This window comes from Microbacterium paulum (assembly GCF_015707995.1).
GTDB classification, from domain to species: domain Bacteria; phylum Actinomycetota; class Actinomycetes; order Actinomycetales; family Microbacteriaceae; genus Microbacterium; species Microbacterium paulum.
On sequence record NZ_JAAGRY010000006.1, the window covers coordinates 37,028 to 59,404 of the forward strand.

At 66.9% G+C, this 22,377-nt stretch carries 21 protein-coding genes; 8 read left to right on the forward strand and 13 right to left on the reverse strand.

Annotated elements, in window-relative coordinates; all coding sequences use genetic code 11:
* Positions 1-168: 168 nt before the first annotated feature.
* On the forward strand, positions 169-3,159 hold the full coding sequence (locus G3N18_RS02860) for an AAA family ATPase (protein WP_196382803.1): 2,991 nt from the start codon (positions 169-171) through the stop codon (positions 3,157-3,159).
* Here the strand turns inward: G3N18_RS02860 and G3N18_RS02865 are convergent, their stop codons facing one another.
* Positions 3,160-3,459 carry a hypothetical protein gene (locus G3N18_RS02865; protein ID WP_141381484.1) on the reverse strand — a complete coding sequence of 100 codons (300 nt, stop codon included), beginning with the start codon at positions 3,457-3,459 and terminating at the stop codon, positions 3,160-3,162. It lies immediately after the preceding gene.
* Between the two features lie 77 nt (positions 3,460-3,536).
* On the opposite strand from G3N18_RS02865, the gene G3N18_RS02870 reads away from it, so the two are divergent.
* Positions 3,537-3,797, forward strand: a complete 261-nt coding sequence (locus G3N18_RS02870) for a hypothetical protein (protein WP_196382804.1) — start codon at positions 3,537-3,539, stop codon at positions 3,795-3,797.
* Between the two features lie 76 nt (positions 3,798-3,873).
* Here G3N18_RS02870 and G3N18_RS02875 read toward each other — a convergent pair whose 3' ends face one another.
* From G3N18_RS02875 to G3N18_RS02920, 10 genes are read right to left on the reverse strand one after another with little or no spacing between them, the layout of a single operon-like run.
* Positions 3,874-4,314: a single-stranded DNA-binding protein gene (locus G3N18_RS02875; protein ID WP_196382805.1), complete on the reverse strand. Its 441-nt coding sequence runs from the start codon at positions 4,312-4,314 to the stop codon at positions 3,874-3,876.
* A 16-nt stretch (positions 4,315-4,330) separates the two neighbouring features.
* Positions 4,331-4,816 (reverse strand): DUF4913 domain-containing protein, encoded by a 486-nt coding sequence (locus tag G3N18_RS02880; protein ID WP_196382806.1) that lies wholly within the window; start codon positions 4,814-4,816, stop codon positions 4,331-4,333.
* Positions 4,813-6,654: a type IV secretory system conjugative DNA transfer family protein gene (locus G3N18_RS02885; RefSeq protein WP_196382807.1), complete on the reverse strand. Its 1,842-nt coding sequence runs from the start codon at positions 6,652-6,654 to the stop codon at positions 4,813-4,815. The genes G3N18_RS02880 and G3N18_RS02885 overlap by 4 nt, the downstream gene beginning before the upstream one ends.
* A gap of 8 nt (positions 6,655-6,662) precedes the next feature.
* Positions 6,663-7,955 (reverse strand): MinD/ParA family ATP-binding protein, encoded by a 1,293-nt coding sequence (locus G3N18_RS02890; protein ID WP_196382808.1) that lies wholly within the window; start codon positions 7,953-7,955, stop codon positions 6,663-6,665.
* Complete coding sequence (locus G3N18_RS02895; protein ID WP_196382809.1) at positions 7,952-9,550, reverse strand: hypothetical protein; 1,599 nt, start codon at positions 9,548-9,550, stop codon at positions 7,952-7,954. Before G3N18_RS02895 ends, G3N18_RS02890 begins: the two co-directional genes overlap by 4 nt.
* A complete protein-coding gene (locus G3N18_RS02900; RefSeq protein ID WP_196382810.1) occupies positions 9,550-11,040 on the reverse strand; it encodes an SCO6880 family protein in 1,491 nt (496 codons plus the stop codon). The genes G3N18_RS02895 and G3N18_RS02900 overlap by 1 nt, the downstream gene beginning before the upstream one ends.
* Complete coding sequence (locus G3N18_RS02905) at positions 11,037-12,563, reverse strand: LTA synthase family protein (RefSeq protein WP_206692904.1); 1,527 nt, start codon at positions 12,561-12,563, stop codon at positions 11,037-11,039. The genes G3N18_RS02900 and G3N18_RS02905 overlap by 4 nt, the downstream gene beginning before the upstream one ends.
* The gene (locus tag G3N18_RS02910; protein WP_196382812.1) at positions 12,563-12,859 is read right to left on the reverse strand and encodes a hypothetical protein; all 297 of its coding nucleotides are present in this window, start codon (positions 12,857-12,859) and stop codon (positions 12,563-12,565) included. The genes G3N18_RS02905 and G3N18_RS02910 overlap by 1 nt, the downstream gene beginning before the upstream one ends.
* 21 nt (positions 12,860-12,880) lie before the next feature.
* Positions 12,881-13,507 (reverse strand): M23 family metallopeptidase, encoded by a 627-nt coding sequence (locus G3N18_RS02915; protein WP_196382813.1) that lies wholly within the window; start codon positions 13,505-13,507, stop codon positions 12,881-12,883.
* Position 13,508: 1 nt separating this feature from the next.
* Entirely contained in the window at positions 13,509-14,237 is a 729-nt protein-coding gene (locus G3N18_RS02920; protein WP_196382814.1) for a hypothetical protein, read from the reverse strand.
* A gap of 252 nt (positions 14,238-14,489) precedes the next feature.
* On the opposite strand from G3N18_RS02920, the gene G3N18_RS02925 reads away from it, so the two are divergent.
* Positions 14,490-14,807, forward strand: a complete 318-nt coding sequence (locus tag G3N18_RS02925; protein ID WP_196382815.1) for an ArsR/SmtB family transcription factor — start codon at positions 14,490-14,492, stop codon at positions 14,805-14,807.
* 260 nt (positions 14,808-15,067) lie between these two features.
* Here the strand turns inward: G3N18_RS02925 and G3N18_RS02930 are convergent, their stop codons facing one another.
* Positions 15,068-15,343, reverse strand: a complete 276-nt coding sequence (locus tag G3N18_RS02930; RefSeq protein WP_196382816.1) for a substrate-binding domain-containing protein — start codon at positions 15,341-15,343, stop codon at positions 15,068-15,070.
* Here G3N18_RS02930 and G3N18_RS02935 point away from each other — a divergent pair.
* Positions 15,342-15,824, forward strand: coding sequence for a glycerate kinase (locus tag G3N18_RS02935; RefSeq protein WP_196382817.1), 483 nt, complete (start codon positions 15,342-15,344; stop codon positions 15,822-15,824). The two genes, G3N18_RS02930 and G3N18_RS02935, sit on opposite strands and share 2 nt — an antisense overlap.
* Before the next feature lie 40 nt (positions 15,825-15,864).
* On the opposite strand, the gene G3N18_RS02940 is transcribed toward G3N18_RS02935, so the two are convergent.
* Complete coding sequence (locus G3N18_RS02940; protein ID WP_196382818.1) at positions 15,865-16,875, reverse strand: LacI family DNA-binding transcriptional regulator; 1,011 nt, start codon at positions 16,873-16,875, stop codon at positions 15,865-15,867.
* A 216-nt stretch (positions 16,876-17,091) separates the two neighbouring features.
* Between G3N18_RS02940 and G3N18_RS02945 the strand changes: the two genes are divergently transcribed.
* From G3N18_RS02945 to G3N18_RS02960, 4 genes are all read left to right on the forward strand, one after another.
* Positions 17,092-19,278: an alpha-galactosidase gene (locus G3N18_RS02945; RefSeq protein ID WP_338038202.1), complete on the forward strand. Its 2,187-nt coding sequence runs from the start codon at positions 17,092-17,094 to the stop codon at positions 19,276-19,278.
* 66 nt (positions 19,279-19,344) lie between these two features.
* On the forward strand, positions 19,345-20,598 hold the full coding sequence (locus tag G3N18_RS02950) for an ABC transporter substrate-binding protein (RefSeq protein ID WP_196382819.1): 1,254 nt from the start codon (positions 19,345-19,347) through the stop codon (positions 20,596-20,598).
* A gap of 95 nt (positions 20,599-20,693) precedes the next feature.
* A complete protein-coding gene (locus G3N18_RS02955; RefSeq protein ID WP_196382820.1) occupies positions 20,694-21,617 on the forward strand; it encodes a carbohydrate ABC transporter permease in 924 nt (307 codons plus the stop codon).
* 1 nt (position 21,618) lies between these two features.
* Entirely contained in the window at positions 21,619-22,356 is a 738-nt protein-coding gene (locus tag G3N18_RS02960; protein WP_206692905.1) for a carbohydrate ABC transporter permease, read from the forward strand.
* Positions 22,357-22,377 lie beyond the last annotated feature (21 nt).

Here is a 22,377-nt window from a genome sequence, read left to right on the forward strand (position 1 = left end):
GCTCCGCTCGTCATGGCGAACCTTCATACCAGCCGACATCTCATGGCCGCCATCTCGACGGCGCCGCGTGCATACGGCGGCCGAGCTCGTCCACAGAGAAGAGCAATGCACGCAGGCACTTTCTGTGAATCCATGCCGCGAATAGACGCAAGAGCGTAGTATGCGAGCATGCGCGGGGGACTGGAGCGCTGGAAGCGCGGCGTTGATTCGCACGGGGTGCGGTCGGCGATCTCCTACGCGTTGGAGGGCACGTGCGATGCGTCGATGCGACTCTCGAGCGGTGTTGAGGCGCTCGCCGCCTACAGCGAGACCGGGCAGCGGACGGTCACGAGGTTCGCGGTCGAAGACGGAGCGATCGAGACCGACCAGCTCTCGAAGGGGCAGCTCTGCCAGTGGGTTGACGGCTTCGATCCGCTCACGGGCGAGCATCGCGGACGTGTTCTTTCTTCGCCGCAAGCGGACCTTCTGCTCGACGGGACGATCAACGCGCCCAAGTCGTTCAGCCTCGTCGCGATCCTGCACCCGGAACTCGCGGTCGAGTTCGAAGCGCTGCAAGACCGGCTGCGCGATCGCGTCATCCGCATCTGGCAGCGCGAACTCAACGGTCGGCGCGGCGCCGGGGGCAAGATCCGAGAGAGCATCCGCCGGCTCGAAGTCGTCGAACTGCAGCATCGACGCTCGCGCGCGCTCGACCCCCACATCCACCGCCACCTCTGGCTGAGCGTCAAGGTGCAGGGAGTGGACGGCGCGTGGTCGAACGTCGACTCGCGGGTCGCGATGAAGCTGCACACGTTGATCAATGCCGAGGGTGAGCTCGCTGCGCGCACCGATCCGCAGTGGATCGAGGCATTGGCGCGGCATGGATACACGATCAACGACGATGGCGAGGTGGCTGAGGTCGCCGCCGCAGTCCGACCGATGTCGCGCCGCTCCAACCAGATCGAAGCGAATCGAGCGGTCAAGCTCGCCGCATGGCGAGCGGACCATCCCGGCCAGGAACCCGACCGCGACATCATCCGCCAGATCGACCGGTTCGCGTGGTCGAAAGACCGCCCGACAAAACCGCAGCACCTCGACGAGGGGGAGTGGGAGCAGCTGGTTCGCGACGAGATCGCGGCGATCGAACCTGCACTGTTGTCACCGGTCGAGCCTCGACCGGTCGCCGCGCGAGCTCCAGCGGATCCAGACCGTGACCTCCTCGCCGCCAAAGCCCTTGTCGACGCCGACAGCCGGTCCGCGGCATCCGGAGGGAGGTTCAGTCTCATCGACGTCCGGGCTGGCGCGACGCGAGCGGTCGCCTCCTCCGGCGTCATCGCTAGTCGCGACGATCTTGCGCCTTTGATCGATGACGTCGTCGCGCGCGCGACGACTGAGCTCGTCGATGTACTGAGCATCGACGCGGACCGACCCCAGCATGTCAAAGCCTTCATGACGCCGCAGACCGCTTTGCTCAAGCTCGAACTCGCCGAGAGGTTCGACAGGCTCAATGCTGCGGGTATCAACATCAGCGAAGACGTGCTCGACCGCGTTGCGGCCCGCGCCCTGGCTGGAGTCGACCTCGATCGCGGGCAGCTCGATGCTGCCGCGGCGATCGCCGGAACGAACCGACTCGTCGCCATCACGGGACCTGCCGGCGCGGGCAAGACCACGATGCTCCGGCTCGCGAGCGAGGCGCTTCGGCTGCAGTACCGCCGCATGATCGTCGTCGCGCCGACAAAGAAGGCGGCGTCGGTCGCGGCCCGCGAGATCGGCGCGGATGCGTCAAGCCTTCACGCGCTGCTCGCCGATCACGGGTGGCGATGGGGCTACGACGGGGCTGGTCGAGAGGCCTGGATGCGACTCCGCGTCGGTGAGGTGGATGCCGCGGGCATCGCCTATCTCGGACCCCGCCGATACCCAATCGAGGTCGACGCCCGCATCGTCGTGGATGAGGCCGGCATGGTCGACCTGCACACAGCTCGTGCACTCGCGGAGCTGGCCGAGGAAACGGGCGCGCAGATCGCAATGGTGGGCGACCACCTCCAAGCGATGCCCGTGGGGCACTCCGGAGCGATGGCGTGCATGGCACGTCGCAGTGGTGCGGTCGTTGAGATGTCGGCGGTACACCGCTTCCGGGACGCTGACTACGCGGCGCTGACGTTGCGAATGCGCGACCCGGAGTCGCGAGACGCCGCCCTCGAAGTGGCCGGAGCGCTGGCTCAGCGTGGGCAGGTGCACGCCGTCACCGACGAGCGCATGGCGCGAGACGTGATGCTGCACGCGTACTTCACCGCGGCATCCGCTCGTCAGCGCATCGCGCTTGTCGTAGCCACGAACGACGAAGCCGACGCGATCAACGACGAGATTCAGCAACGGCGGGTCGACCGTGGGGAACTTGACCTACGGGCGATCGCGGTGGGGATGGACGATCAACGCATCCTGATCGGCGACATCGTCCAGACGCGTCTCAACGACAGCGTCGCGGGGGTGGAGAACCGAGCTATGTGGCTCGTGCGCGACATCAACGCCGAGGGTATCCAGCTGGTGAGTACGACAGACAGTGCGGACATCCGCCACGTGAGCGCAGACTATGCCGCCGACCACGTGCACCTCGCCTACGCCTCGACTGTGCACGGCATCCAAGGCGAGACGACCGACGTCTCGATGGTCGGCCCCGGTGTGGATGCCGCCGGACTGTACGTCGGGATGACGCGCGGGCGCCTGCGCAATGATGCGATCGCTCTCGTCAGGCCGCACCAAACTGCCGCAGGAGTGATCGCTGACGCGATGATGCGCGGGCTTCCCGAGGTGACGATCGATGACTCGCGAGACGCAGCACGCGCCGAACTGGCGCGCGCGGCCCGCGATCGCCAGCCGGATGCCACAAGCTCTATTGACGAGCAGATCGCTGAAGCGTTCAGCGCGCTGCAGCTCCTGGAGTCCCGCATCCAGGGTCGAGCCGCCATCACCCACGCTCGGGGATCGGCGAACAGGGAGCGCGCCGACGATGTCGATGCTGATGTGCTGACGGACATCGCGGCTCGCGAGGCTGCCGAGAAGCGTCTTGAAGCGCTGCTCGCTGCTCACGCCAATCCGTCGACCGAGATGCGGCTCGATTCGGACGACGCTTGGGTGGCAGCGCCTGTTGGTGCGCGGGCGACGACCTCCCTCGGTCGCTGATCACCGCACCGCGCCCCGCCAGACCCAGCAGCGCCACTCGCGTTTGTCGGCGCGGAAACGGATCGCCACCGCGTGCTCGGTCCACATGCACGCTTCGGCATCCACGATCACTGGCGTGCTCCCGAACCGGACCCACGCGCGAACCTTTGCCGGCTTCGGGTCGGTTGTCACGGTTCGTGCATCGAGTTCGAGCTCAACTTTCGTCAAGGTTTCTAACTTGCCTTCTCGAGCGATTCCGTCGAGGATCCGTTCGTTGATGCCGCGATCGATCGACTCGGCATAGCGGCGGTTCGTCCCCACAACCTCGGCTTCCTTTCGACATCTCGGCGCCACTTCACGCTAGGCGTGATCGAACAAAACTTCTACACTATGGAACCATGATCGATGTATTCGTGGAACATGAACTCACCTTGTGGTTCGAGGACGACGTGCCCTCACGCATGTTCTACGCAGGGCGCCGCTGGCGAGTCAGCGACGTCCCCACTCGGCTCCGCGACAGCGTGTGGGCGACCGATCCCCGAGCCGAGCGTGGCTTTTATGGCTGGCGGTTTCAGGGCACCGACAACGCCGGCGAGAGCATGGTGTTCGACGTTTATCCCACCGAGGAAGGGTGGCGTGTCTTCCACTGCTACGCGTGATTCGGTTGCCGTTCACACGAACGCAGCGGAGCGGGCGAGAGTACGATGACTCTCGCCCGCTCCTGTTCTCGACGGTTCAGCGAGTGATGCCCGAGTCGGCGTACCGCGCCGGTTCTGCTACCGGCCCCGTTGCTGCGGGGCCGCTAGCTTTTGGGGCGCGGTCGACACCGACGTTGGTGAACTTGAGCGAAGCGCCCACGTTCTCAGCGACGACGTCGCGCGTCTCGCGGGTCACGCCCGACTCCTTGTCGGTGTACGACCCGAACCGCAGGTCGCCGGCGACGAGCACGCTGTCACCCTTGCGGAGCGACGCGGCGACATGGCTGGCCTGCTGGTTGAACACGACGACGCGATGGAAGACGGTGCCGGCGTCTTCCCACACACCCGTGGTCTCGTTGAGGCGCCGGTCGTTGACCGCGACGGTGAACCTCGCCCACCGGTTGCCGGCATCGGCTTCACCGTGCTCGGGGTCAGCGGTGAGGTTGCCCTCGAGCGTGACCGGGATTCTCGTTGTCATCTCTCTTTCCTTTCGATCAGGGGCGGCCGGAGCCGTCCTGGTGAGCATGGGACTGAGTGACCCATGCGGTCCATGCCTGCTCGTCGGTGGCGTTCACCCACGAGCGAGAGAGCTGCTCCCGATGCTCACGCGTACACCCACCGCCCGCACGCGTGAGGCGGGGAAGAGCGGTCGACAGATACTGCAGCCATGTGCTCGGGCCCGTCCCTCGATCGGACGGATCGAAGAGCAGGAGATGTGCGGAGCGCAGGGCGGCCAGCTCCTCGACGATCTCGCCGTGGCGCCACCAGCAATCCGGCACGACATTGGCGGGCACATCGAAGCGCACGGTAAACCACTCGACCCATGCGCGTAGCGCTCCCCATTCCACCGGTGCGCGCTCATCGGTGAGCGTTCGCCAGTCGACGGTGCGACTTGCGTACGAGCTCGGCCCCGGGTCGGGGCGACCCGCGGACTGGTGGGCAAGTGCTTGCAGCATCTTCTCGTTCGGGTCATCGCTCATGCCTCGCCCTCCTTCGCCGGGACTTCTACCGAGGGCGTCGACGGGATCGGAGACGTGGGGGTGTGCGGAGCCGTGATTGCTTCGGCGAACACGGCGCGTTGCTCGCGCTCGGTGAGAGCCTTGCCTGCGCTGACGTCCCGCGCATCGCGCCGGGCGTCCCACCCCGCAAGGTCGAGCAATACCGTGCGTTGGTTGCGGTAGGCGAGCAGGCCGATCTCGGGTGGCATCCGTCTGATCTCGTCGACTGACATCAGCGGCCGGCGTTCGTTCACGAGAGTCGTGTTGTGTCCGGTCTGCTGGGTCGACCACGAGCGCTGTCGTCGGCTCGTGTCGCGAACTCCGAGCAGTGCTTCGATGTCGCGCAGGTGATCGACGTGGGATGCGCCGCCGAGCACCACCTTCGCGGTCGCCGCAGCCCAGATGGTGTCAGCCTCAGCCCGCGACCACGCCGTCTCAGCCTGCGACAGAGCTTGCAGCACAACCAGGGTGCAGATTCCGCGGCCTCCGCCGTCGGCCATGATGCGGGGGAGGTTCGCCCACCGGAACATATTCACGATCTCGTCGAGAATCAGCCCCAGCGGCAGCTGGAGACGCGATCCGGGGGTCGCGAGTGCCTTCGTTCTGGCATCCTCGACAATGCTGTCGAGCAGTGCGCTGATCCAGCCTCCCATGGCCGTGGCGCCTGCGGCCGACCCGATCAGATACAGGGTGTTCTCGTCGGCGAGGAACTCCTCGACGACGAGGGGCGCGTCGCCCTCACGCGGCTGCAGGCTGTCACGCACTTGCGGGACGGCGAGCGGCGCGACAGCGTTCTGCACGCCGAACCAGATCGACGAAAGCAACTTCTCGTCACCGTTGATGGTTGCCGCAAGACTCTCCGCCCAGCCAGGTGCTCCTGCCACCCGGAGGAAGGGCACGGCATTTCGGGCGGCGAAAGGGCTCGATCCCCAGTCGTAGAGGTCATCGATCGTCCCGCCGCCGACCGCCGCAGCGTGCAAAAGGCGGGCCAGGATGATCCCCGCGGCCTGCGCCCATTCTTCATTCTGGCTGCTGCGCCCGAGCGCGGTGCCCGTGATGATCGCCATGCCCCGCTGCATCGCGACGAGTGGGTCTGCACATCCCGCTATCGGGTCTATGCGGAGCGTGTCGCGGATGCCGGACAGCCCCTGCGGATCGAAAACGTGCACCGTTCCGCGGCGTGCCCGCATCTGCATCGTCGCAGTCAGGTTGTCATTCGTGGTCGAGGTCGTGATGAGCGGACCCGCCCAGTCAAGGATCGCGGAGATCAGAACGCGGTATCCCTTGCCGGACCGAGGAGGTCCTTCGAGCGTCACGGAGTCTTCGATGGATACGAACACGTCCATGCCGCGTGACGCTCCGACCCGCCAGGCGACATCGGTCGCCGCCGGGTGTGTGAGGTCGGGGCGCAGCTGCTTCGCACGGCGAATGGCAGCCTTCGCTGAGAGGTGCGAGCGGATGTCGGCTGCTGTCGCGAACCCTGGGCGCATTCGAAGATCCGCGATGAACGCGCGGTCTGAGTGCCGGTAGCGGCGGTACCAAACGATGAGCGCGATGCCCCCGCCGACAACGATAAAGACAGCCAGCAGATCGGCGACGCGGATCTGCCACACCGGCAACGCGCACGCACCGGATGCCTCGTACACGTCGGCCTGTCCGGTGAGCGCGAGCCAGAGCCCCGAGAACAGATGGTCGGCCTGCGGTGCGGTGCCGCAAATCCACGTCGTGACCGTCTCGCCGATGAACGCGAAGGCTACGCTCAGCAGGAACGCGATCGCGATGCCGACCGCGACGACTTTGCCGAGCACGCTCTCGTTCATGCCATCCCTCACAACCCTGCAGCGGTTGCGGCTGCCGCGCGGATCCAGGCTTCGCGTGTCGGAGTGCGCAGGTCATCGAACCGGAGCGGACCGCGCTTGAGGACCGGGTCGAACGGGATGACCACGATGTCACGCACACGGCCCTCGAAGCCGAGCACGATGTCGCGCAGCTCGGCCGGACGGGCCGGCTCGGCCTGCGTAACCACCACGACGGCATTGCGCGCGAGATCGTGTGACCGTTCGTCGCGTGCTCCGAGCGCTTCGAGGAGGAGCGCGGCCGACTCGGCTGACTCGGGTGCGGTCAACGTCGGCACAACGAGCTGCGTGCTGTGGTCGACCATGCTCAGCCAGCGGTCAGCCGACTCGTCGTTGCCGGAATCGAAGACGACGAGCCGGTAGTACCTCGCGGCGACCCGCATGAGCTGTTCGAACTCGGTCGATGTGAGGCGCTGATCGGCCGCGAGCAACTCGGGGTTCGAACGCAGCACATCGTATCGATCAGCCGATTGGTGATGAACGAAGCGGGTGATGTCAGAGACGCCGGCATCGGGGGAGAGCAGGTTCGATGTTGCGGGCAGCAGGTCGCGGATGGTGGTGTCGTAGAGTCCCGTCTCGGTGCGCCAGCCGAGGGTACCGCGAGTGTCGTTGTTGTCCCACGCCAACACGTTGCCGCCTCCAAAGCGACCGAACACCGCCGACAGCATCGCGGTGGTCAGCGTCTTGCCGACACCTCCCTTGCCATTGACGACGGCGATCGTGCGGCAGCCCGCCCAGTGCCGGGACGCGAGACGAATGCGTTCGTCGTGCTCAACCTGCGTGGGTGACGGCTTCACCACCAACCCCCATCGAGCAAGCAGCGCGCGCCACCCGTTCGCTCGCTCGCTCGGCCCAGTGCTCGCGGGGATGAATGAGGCGCGCTTCGCGGTCGGTGCCGGCTCGACAGGGTGAGGCGTTTCGGTGGTCGGGAGTTCGTCGACGACTGCTGACGGGGTGTCAGCGTCCAGGTTTGACGCGAGGTCGGGATCATTCCGCGTGCGCCGCAGCGTCGACGCGCCGTCATCGACAGGCGAGGACGTGCCGTCAGGAGCGACGTGGATGCGGTGGCTGCCGCGGTCGCCCGACGTCACCAGCTCGACTGTGGAACCGGTGCGGCGAGCCTCGACAATCGCGCGCTGGATGATCGCCCGCCGGATGTCGGATCCGTCTTGCGCGGCGAGATCTTCGCTGCGCCCGTCGAGTGTCGTGAACCTTGCCGTCGACCCTTCGACGGTCGCGAAGGCTCGGTTGAGTGTGGTGCTCATTTCTGCTCCTCCGGGGAGGGGGTGGAAAGCCACCCGCCGATGTCGGTGTCGATCTCTTCGTCGATAGGCCAGAGTGCGTCGAGGTCGACCGCGAGGTTCTCTGCGTCGTCGTCGTGGTCGCCTGAATCGATGGCGTCGTCGGTCTGAAAGAGGTTTCGCTCCCAGTCGGTGCTGGTCGCGAAGCAGTCGACAAGGTACGAGTACTGCCCCACATAGGCGAGAAACTCACCCTTGCGCAGCTGCCGGGCGAGGTCGGCATGTGCTGGAGGTAGCTGTAACCGGTCGCGGAGGCCCCGGTACTCTTGCTGGTTCACGCGGAAGACGAACTTGTTCTCGATGTCGCCGATGATCGAGTACGCGAGCGCTCGCTCGACGGAATCGGCCTCGCCGACGGCGTCGAGGTCGCCGATCTTGTGCAGGATGACGATGTTGCTGATGCCGTAGTGCCGCGACAGCTTCAACCACTGCTGGAACATCTGCAGGGCGGCGAGCGAGGTCATGTCGCGCCAGCCTTCTTCGCGCACGACGTAACGAGTGCGGTGCGCGCCCCTGTCGCTGATCACGGCCTGGATCCACGCCGTCGTGCATACCTGTGTCAGTTGCGCGGCGAGCTCACCGCGCGCGAAGAGTTCGCTGGTGTCGGTGACGACGATCGGGGCATCCTGGTCGAACTCGACGGTGGACTCGTCTTCGAAGAGACCCGAAAGGTCTCCGGTCACGAACCGCCGAAGCACGAATCGAGGCTGCAGTGCGCCCTGCTGGGAGTGAGGGTCTGTGTTGGCTTCGGATGCCATTTCGCCCAGCTCGTCGTAGACGCCGCGCAGCGTCGGGTGATCGGCGGTCCGGTCGATGCACCGTTCCAAAGCGTCGTGGATCGCCGCGTGCTCGACAGCGGTCAGCCGAACAGTGCCGAGCGCCATCTCGACCAGGGCGATGAGAGTCGCGATGCGGCGTTGCTTCACCATCTGCTCGTGCTGCTCGTCGCTGGTTCCGGTGCGCCGGGGGCCGCGTGCGAGCGGGTTCAGACGGGCACCGGTGCCGCCGCCGAGGCGGATGACGCTCCGGCCGGGAATCGCCTCGGCGACGGTGACCCACTCGCCTTTCGGGTCGGAGGGAACGACCACCTGATGACCGAACGCGATCGAACGCGTGGCGAGCGTCTTCACCGTCGCCGACTTTCCTGAACGGTAGGCGCCCAGAACCAGGATGTTGGTCGAGAACGCCCCACGGTCGCTCGTGTCGACGTAGGCCTCCCACGGCGAGAAGTGCCACAGCGCGTCGGCGTTCAGGTCGACGCCCACGATCGGCCCGCGGTGGCCGAGACCACCATCGGCGACGAACGGGTAAATGCCGGCGATGTGCTGCGACGTTGCCTGGTGCGGTGGGATCGCTGATACCGCGAGGTTCCAGTACCCGCCCTCCGACAGGCCCGGTCCGAACGGGCCGGGCACCGCAGCATCCGGTAGTCGGCGATCCCGGCGGCTCGAGGACTCCGTCGCCGGCGCCCGTTCGGCCGCGCGCGCAGACTTGCGCAGCCGACGGCGCTCGCGGCGGTCGGCATCGCCGGGCTCGAAGATAACGGTCTTGCGTGCCATCACTTCATCCCCAGTCCCAACGGCAAGGCGTTGACCATGAGTGCCTCCGCCTGCTGGCAGTACAAGGTCTGCGCCTCCATGCCTGCGCGCGAAAGAGCGTTCCGCATGCCGGCGATCGCTTGATCGAGTTCTTCGTCGTCCGACGCGCTGATGGTCAGGTAGGCGCCGTAGCGGTACTCGCCGTGACCTGCGACGATTTCTTCTTCTTGGCGTTCGAGTGCTTCCCAGTCCGCGGCATCTGCAGCCGAGCCGTCGGTGCCGCGCTTCGCGCGCAGCTGCTCGTTTCCGCGCCAGATCTTCTTCTCGTCGCGAATGCGCTTGAGTGCCTTGGAAACGGGGACCGGCGTGAGGACAAGCGTGAAGATGTGGCTTACCGCTTCTCCGCTGACCGGGTGCCTGGCGTACACGAGGGGGGAGAGGAACCCGATCGGAGCGTCGGACCGTGGCCACTCGTGGATCCACATCGTCGTGTGGATGCCGGAGTCGGTCAGCACGACCGCGTTGCGGCGTGACGGCTCTTCGAGATGCATGGGGCCGATGGCTGACGGATCCACACCTTCGAGGTCGCCGGCCCGATTCTGCACGGTCGCCGCGAAGTCGGGATCGAACGCGATGCGGGCGAGCGCGGCGATGTCTCGGGGAGAGAGCCAACGGCGCACACGGATCTTGGCTGCCCGCAGCGCGTCGGCGAGGTTCGCCGCCTCGATCGCGGCAAGGGAGAGGATCGCATCCTTTCCGCCGCCGAGCGCGCGCAGCTGGGCGCTCTGACCGATCAGGTCGATCGTGAAGGTGAGGTAGTTGCGGTGCGCGACGGCGAAGCGCTCGGAGGCATCCATCACTTCTGCGTAGTTCTCTGCAACGGGGGATTGGCTGTCGAGATTGCGATGCTGCTGCACGCTCTCGTAGTGGTCTCGTGCCGCGCGGATCGTCGTGGGCAGTGTGCGTTCCTGCAGACTGACCCGCTTGATCCCGGGGCGCTGGGTGAAAGATGCCAGCACGCGTTCCCATTGCTGCGCGAGCTCGAACCGTTCGGGCAGGTCATTCATGAGAAAGCCCTGCACCTCGAGCTCGGCCGTGACAGAGACAGAGCGGTCGCGCGGGTTGTAGGCAGCGGCGAGGCCGTCGATCTCCCAGAGCTGCACCGACGCACGGACGCCGGGCAGGTTGAGGGTTCCCGCGAGGTGAGGCCCTTCGGGGCGGTAGGTCTGCTCCGTCGCCCCCGTTGCGTGGCGTAGTTGCTTCATGGTCCACAGTCCGATCATTCGAGGCGCGGAAACGCCGTGGATGGTGGTGACGGCGAGCGCACCGAACGCCAGATAGATCGGTGCCCCGTAGAGGAGGCCCAAAGGCCCGAATCGGTTCACGAACAGCAGCACAAAGGCGGCCGCAACGGTGACGAAGGCAAGCTGCCAGCCATCCATCCCCATGACGATCCCCTGCCGTGATCGGCGCGGGAGTCGCACGGGACGGGCGTAGTCGTCGAGGGTCATGAGGTTCTCCGGTCAGGGCGGCTCGGCGCCGGTGTGGATTGAGGCCCTCCAGACGGGCGGGGATTCTGTCCGGGTCTGGCGTTGGTCGGTGCGCTGGCCTTCGCCGTCTTGGGTCCTGTCGTTGTCGAACCCGGGGACGTGGCCGTGGTCGAACCCGAGGACGTGCTCGAACGGCTCGAGGTGGCGGATGACGTCTCGGTCGTGCCAGAGGGTCTCTTCACTCCGGACACCGACGAACGTGTTGACGATCGAGGTCCACTCGGGTTCGACGGCGCGCGCCCCGCGGGGTGAGCGTTGATGCGGGCCGGCACGCTCATCGCTTTGCGTGCCACTGTGGAGGCGGCGTGGCCGGCACGCGAGCCGACACTTGAACCGCCGGCATCCGACGCCACCGCCCCGATAAAGCTGAAGAGGCCGAACACGGCAAAGGGCGCGAAGGCGACGAATATCAGGCCGACGAGCAACGGCCATGCCTGGGGGTTCCAGATCGTTTCGAGAGAAGCCAGCCCGTTGATGATCAACGTGACGAAACCGACGGTCAGAGGTCCGGTGAGCAGAAGGACGAGGACCGCTGACAGGTACCGCACGACCCACTGCGGCCCGATCGAGCGCACGGGAAAGAGCATCCAGGCGAGGGGACCAACCATGATGAGTGCTGCGAGGGCGATGTTGCGAAAGGCGAAGACGAGCATCAGAAGCACCATCGCGATGAGCAGGAGTCCGATGATGACGAACCCGAAGAAGTAGTTGGCTTTTCCTCCCGCCCACATCACCTGCTGCAGAGTGCGGAACAGAACCGCGGGCCCGTCGCGGTTCATGACGTACCAGGTGAGGTCATCGATCGCATTCAATACGTGGCCGGTCAACCACAGCGTCGCGGCCGTCGCCGGAAATGCGAGAAATGAGCGGATGATGGCGCTCGCGAGCTGGTCTCGCTCGCCCGAGACGATGGCTGCCGCGATCGCCCAGACCATCGCGGCGAACATGACCGCGAGCACTGCCCATCGCCAGAACGACCACTCACCGACCGCGGCACTCCACAACGCCGTGGACGTGTCGAAACGCATCGTTTCTGCGACGGCGAACATCGCCGCCGTCGTCCCAGCCGCCATTCCGCGCCCGGCGTTCTCGAACATGCCGCAGACGCCATCGCCCAGGCTGCAGCCGAACTGGATGATTCCTTCCTTGCCGCCGGCGGCCTGAATGGCGTGGGTGTGGGCTTCGTAGGTCGTGCAGACGGTTGCGCGCTCACCGCTCGTGAGGATGACACGAAGGAAGCACTTTTGGGCGACCGAGTCTGCGGGCGACTCCGGCGTGCACGAGACCTGTGCGGCCGACTCCAGACAGTGCACCGGAAAATACGGCGCCGTCCACGGTTCGGCGAACAGTTCGCGCCCTGACGGCGTACTTGCTGCAGCGACGTCAGCGACGTCAACGGAGGGCGCGGCCTGCGCTGCGGGCGCGACGGAGCTCATCAGGACACCGATGAGGATCCCGAGTGCGACCATCCAGCGCGCGTTCATCAGAACCCGAAGTCGAACCCGACGAACCACTGGAAGAGCCCGCTCGCCGAGCCGAGCACCGCGGCAGCGATGAAGATCCAGAGGATGTTCTCGCCTGCCCAGGTGCGCACTCGGTCGGAGGCGATCCCTCGGAAAGCGAGTGCGGCTCCGGCAAGGATCAGCATGATGAGCACGACAAGTAGAGCGGCGGCGAGGATGTACGACGCGATCGTCTGAAAGCCCTGGAAGAAGGGTGCCGAGAAATCCGGCTGGATGTCTGGGACATCCACGTCGAGCGGCCTGATGGTGGAATACATGAACGTTCCTCTCGTGGTGATCTACTGCAAGGGGAGTCCCAGTGCCGCCATGAACGGTTCCGGGTCGATCGCGACGCCGTCGCGCTGAATCTCGTAGTGGAGGTGGCAGCCCGTGCTCTTGCCCGTACTGCCCTCGGCTCCCAACGGGGCGCCGATGTCGACGTCTTGGCCCACTGCGACCAGCAACGAGTCCCACTGCATGTGGCCGTAGAGCGTGACGATTCCGCCGCCGTGATCGATGCGCACCGTATTGCCCCACCCGGGCATCGGCCCGGCGTTGACGACGTGCCCTGCGCTCGCCGCGTGGATGATGGCGCCGCAGGGCATTGCGACCGACGTCATGTCGAAACCCTTGTGGTCGGAGGGGCAGTAGGCGCACCCGTCGACGGGCTGCCAACCGAACCCCCGGCCAACCGTCCACTCGCCCTCGAGCGGGTAGCCCCAGTTGCCGTTGGTGACGGCGCCGTGCACAGGGCCGGGAGCGGCCGGACCAGCCACGGAACCCGCGATGGCGAGGGGGACGATCCACGCCGGCGCGAAGAGGAGCCCCCCGACGATGAAGGAGATGATCAGCGCAACCGCGATGATCTTCCGGCCGGTCCTCGACCGTCCGAGGACGACTGCAGCTCCTGCAACCGGCGCGGGCATGTCAGGGCTCCAGCGGCTCCGTGAAGTAGCGCACGATCTTGCAGTCCCCAGCCTGCTGCGCACTGTTCGGCGTCGGGATCGACCCCGCGCCGCACAGGACCTGCACGCTCACCCGAATCGTCTCGTCGTAGGAGAGTTCCCCAGAACTCCCGTCGCTCGACGTGGTCGTGAGCACCACATCGGCAGTCCCGATGGTCATGTCGCCGGTCTGGTCTGCCGGCACTGATTGGCGAGCGATATCGCCGCTCGCTTTGGCGGCGACTCGACCGTTCTCCTGCGCGAGCGAGTCCCATTGGTCTTGCGGAATGACCACTGCTTGCCGAAGCTCGACTTTCACCGCCTGCAGGTCTGCGGCGCGCTCGGACTCGTCGTAGCGCGTGTCAGGAGTGAGCCACGTGTCGAGGTAGGAGAGCCATTCATCGCGAGTCGACAGCGTCGAGTCGAAAGTGGATGCCGCGGCGAGGGCCGCTCGAATGTACGTGTCGGCATCCGTCGTGATGGGTTCTGGCACCCAACCCTTCTTCACCACGTTGGCGTCGACGAACTCACCGACGCCGCCGGTGGCGGGCGCGGTGGTGGTCGGACCACGGCCAGCTGTCGATGAAGGCGTGGGATCAGGTGTCCCGGTGCGTCCTGCGATCGCAGAGACGACGACCGCGACGATTCCGATGAGGAGCACACTGCCGCCGACGATTGCCCAGGCGCGTGCTCTGTTCGATCGTGCGGACATCATCGGCCTCCTCCGTGCACGGAAAGGATGGCGGCCGTTGCCCCAGGACGAACCGTGGCGAACGGCCGTGGCCGAATGCTACGCGCGTCTCGAGCGCGCGTGCCAGAGGCTGTGGATAACTTCGGCATCCACGCTCTTGACGTCATTCGCACCGTTGACATATGTGGATAGTACAGCGATACACTCTGCAAGTGAAGAATTAACTTGATCAGTTTGTTGGACGCGTGCATCCGCAGCCGCGACAATGGTTCCGTGCCCCGATACACCCGCCCCGCGAACAGTGAGCACGCGGAGGATCCCATCAACGCTCTCGGCAATCGAGTCCGAGCCATGATCATCGGCTACCTGCGCGAGCACCCCGACTCGCTCCGCGCAGAGATCACGGCTGCACTCGACATCCCGAAGGCGACCACGGCGAAAGCGCTCGCGACGCTGGTCGAGTACGGGCTCGTCGTGCCCGATCCGCCGCGCGAGACGGCAACGCGGGGCCAGTGGGTGCGGTACCGGGTAGAGGCCACGGCAGTCAGCGAGCTGTACCTGCAGTTGGGGCAGGTGCTCGGGGAGGTCTGAGCAGAACGCGCAGTGCAGACTAACCCCTGAATCGCCCCGTTTCAGTGGAGGGCGAGCCCTCCCACCCGCGGCTGACGGTGGGAGATGTTCGCACGGCAGTACTGCTGCGCCCATGGGTAAGCGCGCCTGGACTGTTCCCGGGGCGCTTCCATTTGATGATGGATCGATGTCAATTGATGAGTCCGGCCTTCTTGTACGGATCGATGTACTCCTGCGCGTTGTCCTTCGTGATGAGCGGGTTGCCGACGTTGCCGTTGACCTCATCCTTGAGGCAGGTCGGCAGGTCGGCAGGTCGGCAGGTCGTGAGCGGCTTTCAAATTCAGTTGTGCGAGTTCCTGCGCGTTCTGGAGCGAGGTAGCCGCCATCACGCCGTTCTGGATGAGCAGCGTCGCTTCGGGCGTGCCGTCGACACCGAACGCGAGAGTGTTCTCGAAGCCCGACTTGCCCTCGACAGCCTCGAGCGCAACGCAGGCCATGTTGTCGTTCATCGAGATGATCGCGTCGATCTGCGGGTTCGCGGGCGACCAGCCCTCCATGAGAGTGAGAGACTGGGGTGCCCTGTTCGAGGACCGCACCGCCGTCCCGGTCGCGCAGGTGCCGGGAGCAGGAGCCGCGGGCGGGTTCGCGGCGCCGTTCGTGGCGCTCGGCATCGGTGGCATCCGCTCGGGAGCCGATGAGATCGCCGCCCTGATCGGGTTCGACGCGGCCGTCGCGGACAGCGACATCGTCGTGGTGGGCGAAGGGTCGCTGGACGCGCAGTCGCTCCAGGGCAAGGGGCCGATCGCCCTCGCCCGCCGCGCGGCCGACGCGGGCGCGTTCGTCGTCGCGCTGTGCGGACGCAGCACCCTGACCGAGGACGAGCTCGCGGCGTCCGGGATCTCGCGAATCGATACGCTCCTCGACCGTGCGGCATCCCCGGCGGAGGCGTTCGACGACGCGGCCCGCGTGCTCGCGCTCGCCGCGGAGCACGTCTTCGCCGACCTCCCCCTCGTCCTCGAGGCACCGAAGCGCCCGTAGCGGCGTGACGAGGCGGCCCGGCGGTCGCGTCGGGAGGACGTCAGCAGCCGCAGGACGCGCGCAGGATCAGCTGCATCGGGAACACCTGGGCCCGTGGCGTCTTCGGACCGTCGACGAACGACTCGATCGCCGCCTGCGCCATCTTCCCGAACGGCTGGCGGACCGTGGTCAGTGGCGGCCACGCGTACTCCGATTCGGCGGTCCCGTCGAAGGAGACGATCGCGACGTCCTCGGGCACGCGGAGGCCGCGCTCGTGCAGCGCCTGCAGTGCGCCCACCGCCGTCAGATCCGATCCGGCGAAGACCGCCGTCGGAGGCTCGGGTGAATCCATCAGAATCCGCACGGCCTCGGCGCCGCCCGCCCGGCTCCAGTCGGTGACCACCGGCGCGGGCGCGCGGATTCCCGCGGCGGCAAGCGCGTTCTCCCATCCGGAGCGCCGGCCGTCGCGGACGATGGGGTGCAGCGGTCCTTCGATGTAGGCGATGCGGCGATGCCCGTGCGAGAGCAGGTGCTCCGTGGCGAGCCGCGCGCCTTCGACGGCGTCCGCCCCGACCGTGGAGAAGCCCTGCGCGGGATGGGAGCGGTCGAGGATGAGTCTCGGGATACCCGCGTCCACGGCGCGGGTGGCCGCGTCCGCCGGATCGTCGGGGAAGAGCGACAGGAAGATCATGCCGTCGACGCCGCGCTCGACGAGGCTGGCGCGCATCAGGCGCTCCCGCTCCGGATCGCCGTGCGTACTGGCCAGCAGGATCGAGTAGCCGCGGCGGGACGCCGCGCTGTCCAGCGCGTCGATGCACTCGGAGTGGAACGGATTGATGATCTCGGACAGCACCAGACCGAGCAGCTTGGTCGATCCCCGCTTGAGCGCGCGGGCGCTGGCGTTCGGCCGATAGTCGAGGGAGCGGATCGCCCGCAGGACGCGATCTCGCGTTGCGTCGGCGACCGGGCGAGGACCGTCGTTGACGACATAGCTGACCACCGCCGTGCTGACACCGGCAAGACGCGCGACGTCGGCGCGGGTCGCTGGTCGTGGGGGTCCGGAAAGGGTCATGGGTCTCCAGCAGAGAGTAGCGTCCCGACGGCCGCGCGCCTAGGGAACGTCCGGGCTCGTCCCGCGAAGTCTACTCGAGGTGATTCATTCGAACTCCAAAGCCGTGAAACAGTTGCATTCGGAATATCTACTGGAGTAGATTTCTCGACGGCGCCACATCGGCGACCGCAAGCGCGGGCAATCGAAGCCCGCATCGAGTTTCGAGACGGAGTCGTCGTGGTCTTGCTGCCGGGTGTCGCGTTCGCTTACGTGCGCGTCGCAGGTGCGTCCCTGCTGCTCGACTGCCGGGACGGTGGCGTACCGGTCATCGCCCACTGGGGCGCCGATGCCGGCGAACTCTCCGATCGCGATGTGGTCGGGCTCGCCGATGCCGTGATCGCGCCGCGCGACCTGTCGCACGGCTACGCCGTGCCCGTGCGTCCGCGTCTGCTCATGCTGGAGTCCGATGCCTGGAAGGGACGGCCGGGGATCGGCGGCCATCGCGTCGACGGCTCGGCGTGGACGCCCGCGTTCCGGCTCCGGTCGATCGAAGCGGACTCCGGTGCGCACCGCTCCGCGGACGTCGTGCGCATGGCCGACGGCGGGCTGCGGTTCACGCTCGTCGACGAGACGTCGGAGCTGGAGCTGATCGTCGAGGTGGAACTGCTGGCCTCCGGGCTGGTCCGGTCACGCGCCACGTTGCGCAACGACGGTGAGTCGGCCTATCACCTCGACGAGCTCGCCGTCGCCCTGCCCGCTCCGCTCGAGGCGGACGAGCTGCTGGACTTCGGCGGGCGGTGGAGCCGCGAGCGCGCGGCTTTCCGGGGGCCGGTGGGCCCGCATGCGCACGTGCACGAATCACGCGAGGGGCGCCCCGGATTCGCGGCGGCACCCATGCTCGTCTGCGGCGCGACCGGGTTCGACTTCGGCGCCGGCGAGGTCTTCGGAGTGCACGTCGGCTTCTCGGGTAATCAGCGATCGTGGATCGAGCGCGACCACGGTGGCATCCAGATCCTCGCGGGCGGGGAGCTGCTGCTGCCCGGCGAGATCCGTCTCGGGACAGGGGAAGACTATCGCTCGCCCTGGGTCTATTTCGGGTCCGGAAACGGCCTCGACGCCCTCGCCCACCAGGTGCATGCCTGGCTGCGCTCGCGACCCGGCCATCCCGGCTTCGATCGACCCGTGACCCTCAACGTCTGGGAGGCGGTCTACTTCGATCACGACCTGACGCGGCTGCTGGAGCTGGCCGAGGTCGCGGCGCGGGTCGGGGTGGAGCGCTTCGTGCTCGACGACGGATGGTTCGCCGGGCGTCGCACCGAGCGTGCCGGGCTCGGCGACTGGCGCGTCGACACGGATGTCTGGCCCGCGGGTCTGCATCCGCTGGTGAACCGCGTGCGGGAGCTCGGCATGGAATTCGGGCTTTGGGTGGAGCCCGAGATGGTGAACCCCGACTCGGACGTGGCGCGTGCACATCCCGACTGGATCCTCTCCGCGGGCGGCGCACTGCCCGTGTCGTGGCGTCATCAGCAGGTGCTGAACCTCACCGACCCGGATGCGTTCGCCCACGTCCACTCCCAGCTCGCCGCGATACTCGACGAGTACGACATCTCGTATCTCAAATGGGATCACAACCGCGAGCTCGTCTCGGCGGGCGACGTGGGGCACGCGGGGCGCGCCGCCGTGCACGAACAGACCCTCGCGTGCTATCGCCTGATGGATGCCCTCGCCGAACGCCGGCCCGGCCTGGAGATCGAGAGCTGCGCCTCGGGAGGCGGCCGCATCGATCTCGGCATGGCCGAGCACGTGCAGCGATTCTGGCCGTCCGACTGCATCGACCCGCTCGAGCGCTACGACATCATGCGATGGACGAGCCAGCTCATGCCGCTCGAGATGCTCGGGGCGCACGTGTCGGGGCCGCGTTCGCGCACCACGGGACGCACGAGCACGCTCGCCTTCCGCGCGACGGGCGCGCTCTTCGGTCATCTCGGCGTGGAGTGGGATCTGACCTCCGCCGACGAGGCCGAGCTGAACGCGCTGGCCGGCTGGGTCGAGTGCTTCCGCCGCCACCGCGAGACGCTGTTCACCGGAAGACTGCACCGTCGCGATGTCGGCGACGGAACGCTGGCGCTGCGGGGCGTCGTCGACCCCGACGCACGTCGAGGCCTGTTCGAGCTGACCGCGCTGCGCCGGGCCGGGATGTCGCCCGTGGGCCGGGTGCACCTGCCGGGGCTCGTCCCCGAGCGTGCCTACCGTGTGCGCGTGCACGATCCGCGCGCGGTGGACGGGCTGGTCGCACCGACATGGATGGATGCCGAGGGAACGATCCTGCCCGGCGCCGTCCTCGGCCGAGTCGGGCTGCAGGCTCCCGAGATGTTCCCCGAGCAGTCGCTGCTCATCGAGGTCGAGGAGGTGAGCCCGACCTGATCCCCGCGTGCGCGCATCGGCGCGCACGCGTCTTTACCGCCAACGATGTCCATGTAAAGGAAGCAAATGAACACCAAGACCCTTCGCGCCGGAGCCGCGGCCGCGGTTGCCGCCGCGCTCCTGCTCACCGGATGCTCGGCATCCGGCTCCGACAAACCGACGATCACCTTCTCGCTGTACATGACCGCCGACAGCGCGGCCAAGCCGGTGTACGAGAAGCTGATCGACGAGTTCATGGACAAGACGGGCATCGCCGTCGACATGAGCTACGACACCACGAACTACGAGAACAACATCAAGGTGCAGATGGCCGCCGGCAACTTGCCCGACGTCTTCGCGACGCACGGCTGGTCCGTGCTGCGCTACTCGGACTTCCTCGAGCCGCTCGACGACCAGAGCTGGACCGCGGATGTGAATCCCGCCCTGGACGAGTCGATGCGCGACGCGGAGGGCCACCTGTACGCCCTGCCGGTCGAGTACACCGTGGCGGGGATCGCGGTCAACCGCGCCGTGCTGGACGCCGCCGGCGTCGACGAGGACTCCATCGCGACGTGGGATGACTTCGACGACGCGCTGGCCAAGGTCGCCGCGTCGGGAGTGACGCCCATCACCGCCTCGGGCAAGAGCAGCTCGGCCGGCAACATGGCCGACTTCATCGCCTCGAACGCGTTCACCGACGCCCAGCTGACCTCGTTCAGCGACGGCGAGTTCGACACCGACGCCTGGGCCGACCAGGTGCTCTCGCACGTGAAGGACTGGACCGACGCAGGGTACATCAACCCCGACTACGTCTCCGCCTCGCTCGATGACATGGCCTCGCAGCTCGCCCAGGGCCAGGCCGCCTTCGCGCTGGTCCCGGCCTCGTCCATCCTCGCCACCGCGCTGCAGCTGAACCCCTCGGCCGACATCGGGTTCATTCCGATCCCGAACGATCAGGGCGACCGCTACCTGGTCGGCGGCGAAGGCATCCACTCCTTCGGTGTGTCCAAGGCCAGCAAGAACAAGGATGCCGCGATGAAGTTCGTCGACTTCCTCGCCGAGCCCGACAACGCCGGGGCCATCGCGTCAGCGCTCGGCTCGTACTCGGGGCTGACGAACGTGGAGGTGAACCTGGGCGTGCTTCAGAGCAGCTACGACCAGTGGGTCGCCCCCGCGGAGCTTCCCACCAAGCCGTTCTTCGACCGCGTCTACCTGCCCAACGGCATCTGGAACACCATGATCGCAACGACCGACTCCGTCATCACCGGGCAGGCGACCCCGGCAGACGCGGCGGAGCAGATGAAGATCCAGTACGACACCCTGCGCAGCCAGGCCGGCTGACCAGCCACCCACTCCCGGGCCGGTGCGAACACCGTGCCGGCCCGGGCGCCACCCCCCACCCGCAGACCCGATCCGAATCCGCAAGGAGTCCGCAGATGAGCGTCACCGCACGTTCCCTCGACGCCCCGCCCCGGCGCGGGCGCCCACGCTTCGTCGGCGCGTCGATCAACCTCATGTACGTGCCGGCGATGATGCTGTTCGCCGTGTTCATCGTGTACCCCGTCATCCAGGGCGTGAGCATCGCGCTCACGAACTGGGACGGCTACTCGGCGACGCGATCGTTCGTCGGATTCGAGAACTTCGCGCGGGTGTTCACCGACCCGAATTTCTCCACCGCGCTGATCAACACCTTCATCTACGGCGTGGGCTCCACCCTCATCCAACAGGTGCTCGGCCTGCTGTTCGCCGTCCTGCTCGACCAGAAGCTGCGCGGACGGCAGGTGGCGCGCGCCGTCATCTACCTGCCCGTGCTCGTGTCGCCGGTGGTGATGGGACTGATGTACTACCTCGTGTTCCGCTACCATCAGGGCGCGCTGAACGACATCCTCGCCGTCTTCGGCGCCGCCCCGGTGTCGTGGCTGTCCGATGCGGGCGTGGCCGTCGCGGTCATCGTGATCGTCAACTCGCTCCAGTTCATGGGCATCTCGATGCTCATCTACCTGTCCGGGCTGCAGGGCATCCCGCAGGAGATCAGAGAAGCCGCGGCGCTGGATGGCTCGACGGGCTGGAGCCAGTTCCGGGCGATCACGATCCCGCAGCTGATGCCGGCCTTCGCCGCCAGCGTCGTGCTGAACCTCATCGGCGGACTCAAGCTCTACGACATCATCCAGGTGCTCACCGGCGGTGGGCCCGGCTATGCCACCAACTCGGTGTCGACTCTCATCGGGCGCACATACTTCGGAAATCAGGCTGCGGGATACGCGGCGGCGCAGGGCGTCGTCCTGTTCCTCGTGATCGTCCTGTGCACCCTGCTTCTGAACTGGTGGTTCGACCGCACGCGGTCGCGACTGGAGAACTGACATGCGCCGACCGACCAAGATCCTCGTCGCGATCCTCGTGATCGTCGGCTGCCTGGTGCAGCTGATCCCCTTCTACCTCGCGTTCACCACCGCGTTCAAGCAGCAGTCCGACCTGTCCTCGGTGTGGTCGTTCCCGTTCGGCGCCGTGACGTGGGACAACTTCGTGGCCGCCGTGGTCAGCGGCGGCGTGCTGCGGGCCACGTTCAACAGCGCCGTCGTGACCGTCATCGCCACCGTGCTCACCTGCGTGCTCGCCGCGCTCGCCGCCTACCCGCTGGCGCGTCGGCGCACGCGGCTCAACCGCAGCGTGGAGTTCACGATCCTCGCGGTCATGATGGTGCCGCCCCTCAGTATCCTCGTTCCGCTGTACTCCCTGCTGAACACCCTCGGGTTGCTGAACAGCTATGCGGGGCTGATCCTGCCGCTGGCGTGCCTGGAGCTGCCGCGGGCGATCTTCCTCTACACCCAGTTCCTGCGCGCCGTCCCGATCTCACTCGAGGAAGCGGCGCGGGTGGACGGTGCGAGCCGGCTGCAGACGCTGCGCATCATCATCTTCCCGCTGCTCAAGCCGGTCACGGTCACCGTGATCATCCTCACGGCGGTGTACGTCTGGAACGAGTTCGCCCTGAGTTCCTACATTATGACCAGCACCGACATGCGCACGCTCGCCCCGTCCATCGCCGCGTTCTTCGGTGCGAACGGATCGAACACGTCAACGCGGCGGTCGCGGCGGCGCTGATCGGCGTCGTGCCGATGCTGA

Excerpts from the sequence above, each read along its gene's own strand:
- G3N18_RS02935 (WP_196382817.1), top strand. The coding sequence starts at position 15,342 with ATGAGAGTGAGAGACTGGGGTGCCCTGTTCGAGGACCGCACCGCCGTC.
- G3N18_RS02960 (WP_206692905.1), top strand. The coding sequence starts at position 21,619 with ATGCGCCGACCGACCAAGATCCTCGTCGCGATCCTCGTGATCGTCGGC.
- G3N18_RS02905 (WP_206692904.1), bottom strand. The coding sequence starts at position 12,563 with ATGAACGCGCGCTGGATGGTCGCACTCGGGATCCTCATCGGTGTCCTG.
- G3N18_RS02890 (WP_196382808.1), bottom strand. The coding sequence starts at position 7,955 with ATGAGCACCACACTCAACCGAGCCTTCGCGACCGTCGAAGGGTCGACG.
- G3N18_RS02870 (WP_196382804.1), top strand. The coding sequence starts at position 3,537 with ATGATCGATGTATTCGTGGAACATGAACTCACCTTGTGGTTCGAGGAC.
- G3N18_RS02860 (WP_196382803.1), top strand. The coding sequence starts at position 169 with ATGCGCGGGGGACTGGAGCGCTGGAAGCGCGGCGTTGATTCGCACGGG.
- G3N18_RS02900 (WP_196382810.1), bottom strand. The coding sequence starts at position 11,040 with ATGACCCTCGACGACTACGCCCGTCCCGTGCGACTCCCGCGCCGATCA.
- G3N18_RS02940 (WP_196382818.1), bottom strand. The coding sequence starts at position 16,875 with ATGACCCTTTCCGGACCCCCACGACCAGCGACCCGCGCCGACGTCGCG.
- G3N18_RS02930 (WP_196382816.1), bottom strand. The coding sequence starts at position 15,343 with ATGGAGGGCTGGTCGCCCGCGAACCCGCAGATCGACGCGATCATCTCG.
- G3N18_RS02920 (WP_196382814.1), bottom strand. The coding sequence starts at position 14,237 with ATGTCCGCACGATCGAACAGAGCACGCGCCTGGGCAATCGTCGGCGGC.
- G3N18_RS02910 (WP_196382812.1), bottom strand. The coding sequence starts at position 12,859 with ATGTATTCCACCATCAGGCCGCTCGACGTGGATGTCCCAGACATCCAG.
- G3N18_RS02880 (WP_196382806.1), bottom strand. The coding sequence starts at position 4,816 with ATGAGCGATGACCCGAACGAGAAGATGCTGCAAGCACTTGCCCACCAG.
- G3N18_RS02885 (WP_196382807.1), bottom strand. The coding sequence starts at position 6,654 with ATGAACGAGAGCGTGCTCGGCAAAGTCGTCGCGGTCGGCATCGCGATC.
- G3N18_RS02895 (WP_196382809.1), bottom strand. The coding sequence starts at position 9,550 with ATGGCACGCAAGACCGTTATCTTCGAGCCCGGCGATGCCGACCGCCGC.
- G3N18_RS02875 (WP_196382805.1), bottom strand. The coding sequence starts at position 4,314 with ATGACAACGAGAATCCCGGTCACGCTCGAGGGCAACCTCACCGCTGAC.
- G3N18_RS02955 (WP_196382820.1), top strand. The coding sequence starts at position 20,694 with ATGAGCGTCACCGCACGTTCCCTCGACGCCCCGCCCCGGCGCGGGCGC.
- G3N18_RS02950 (WP_196382819.1), top strand. The coding sequence starts at position 19,345 with ATGAACACCAAGACCCTTCGCGCCGGAGCCGCGGCCGCGGTTGCCGCC.
- G3N18_RS02915 (WP_196382813.1), bottom strand. The coding sequence starts at position 13,507 with ATGCCCGCGCCGGTTGCAGGAGCTGCAGTCGTCCTCGGACGGTCGAGG.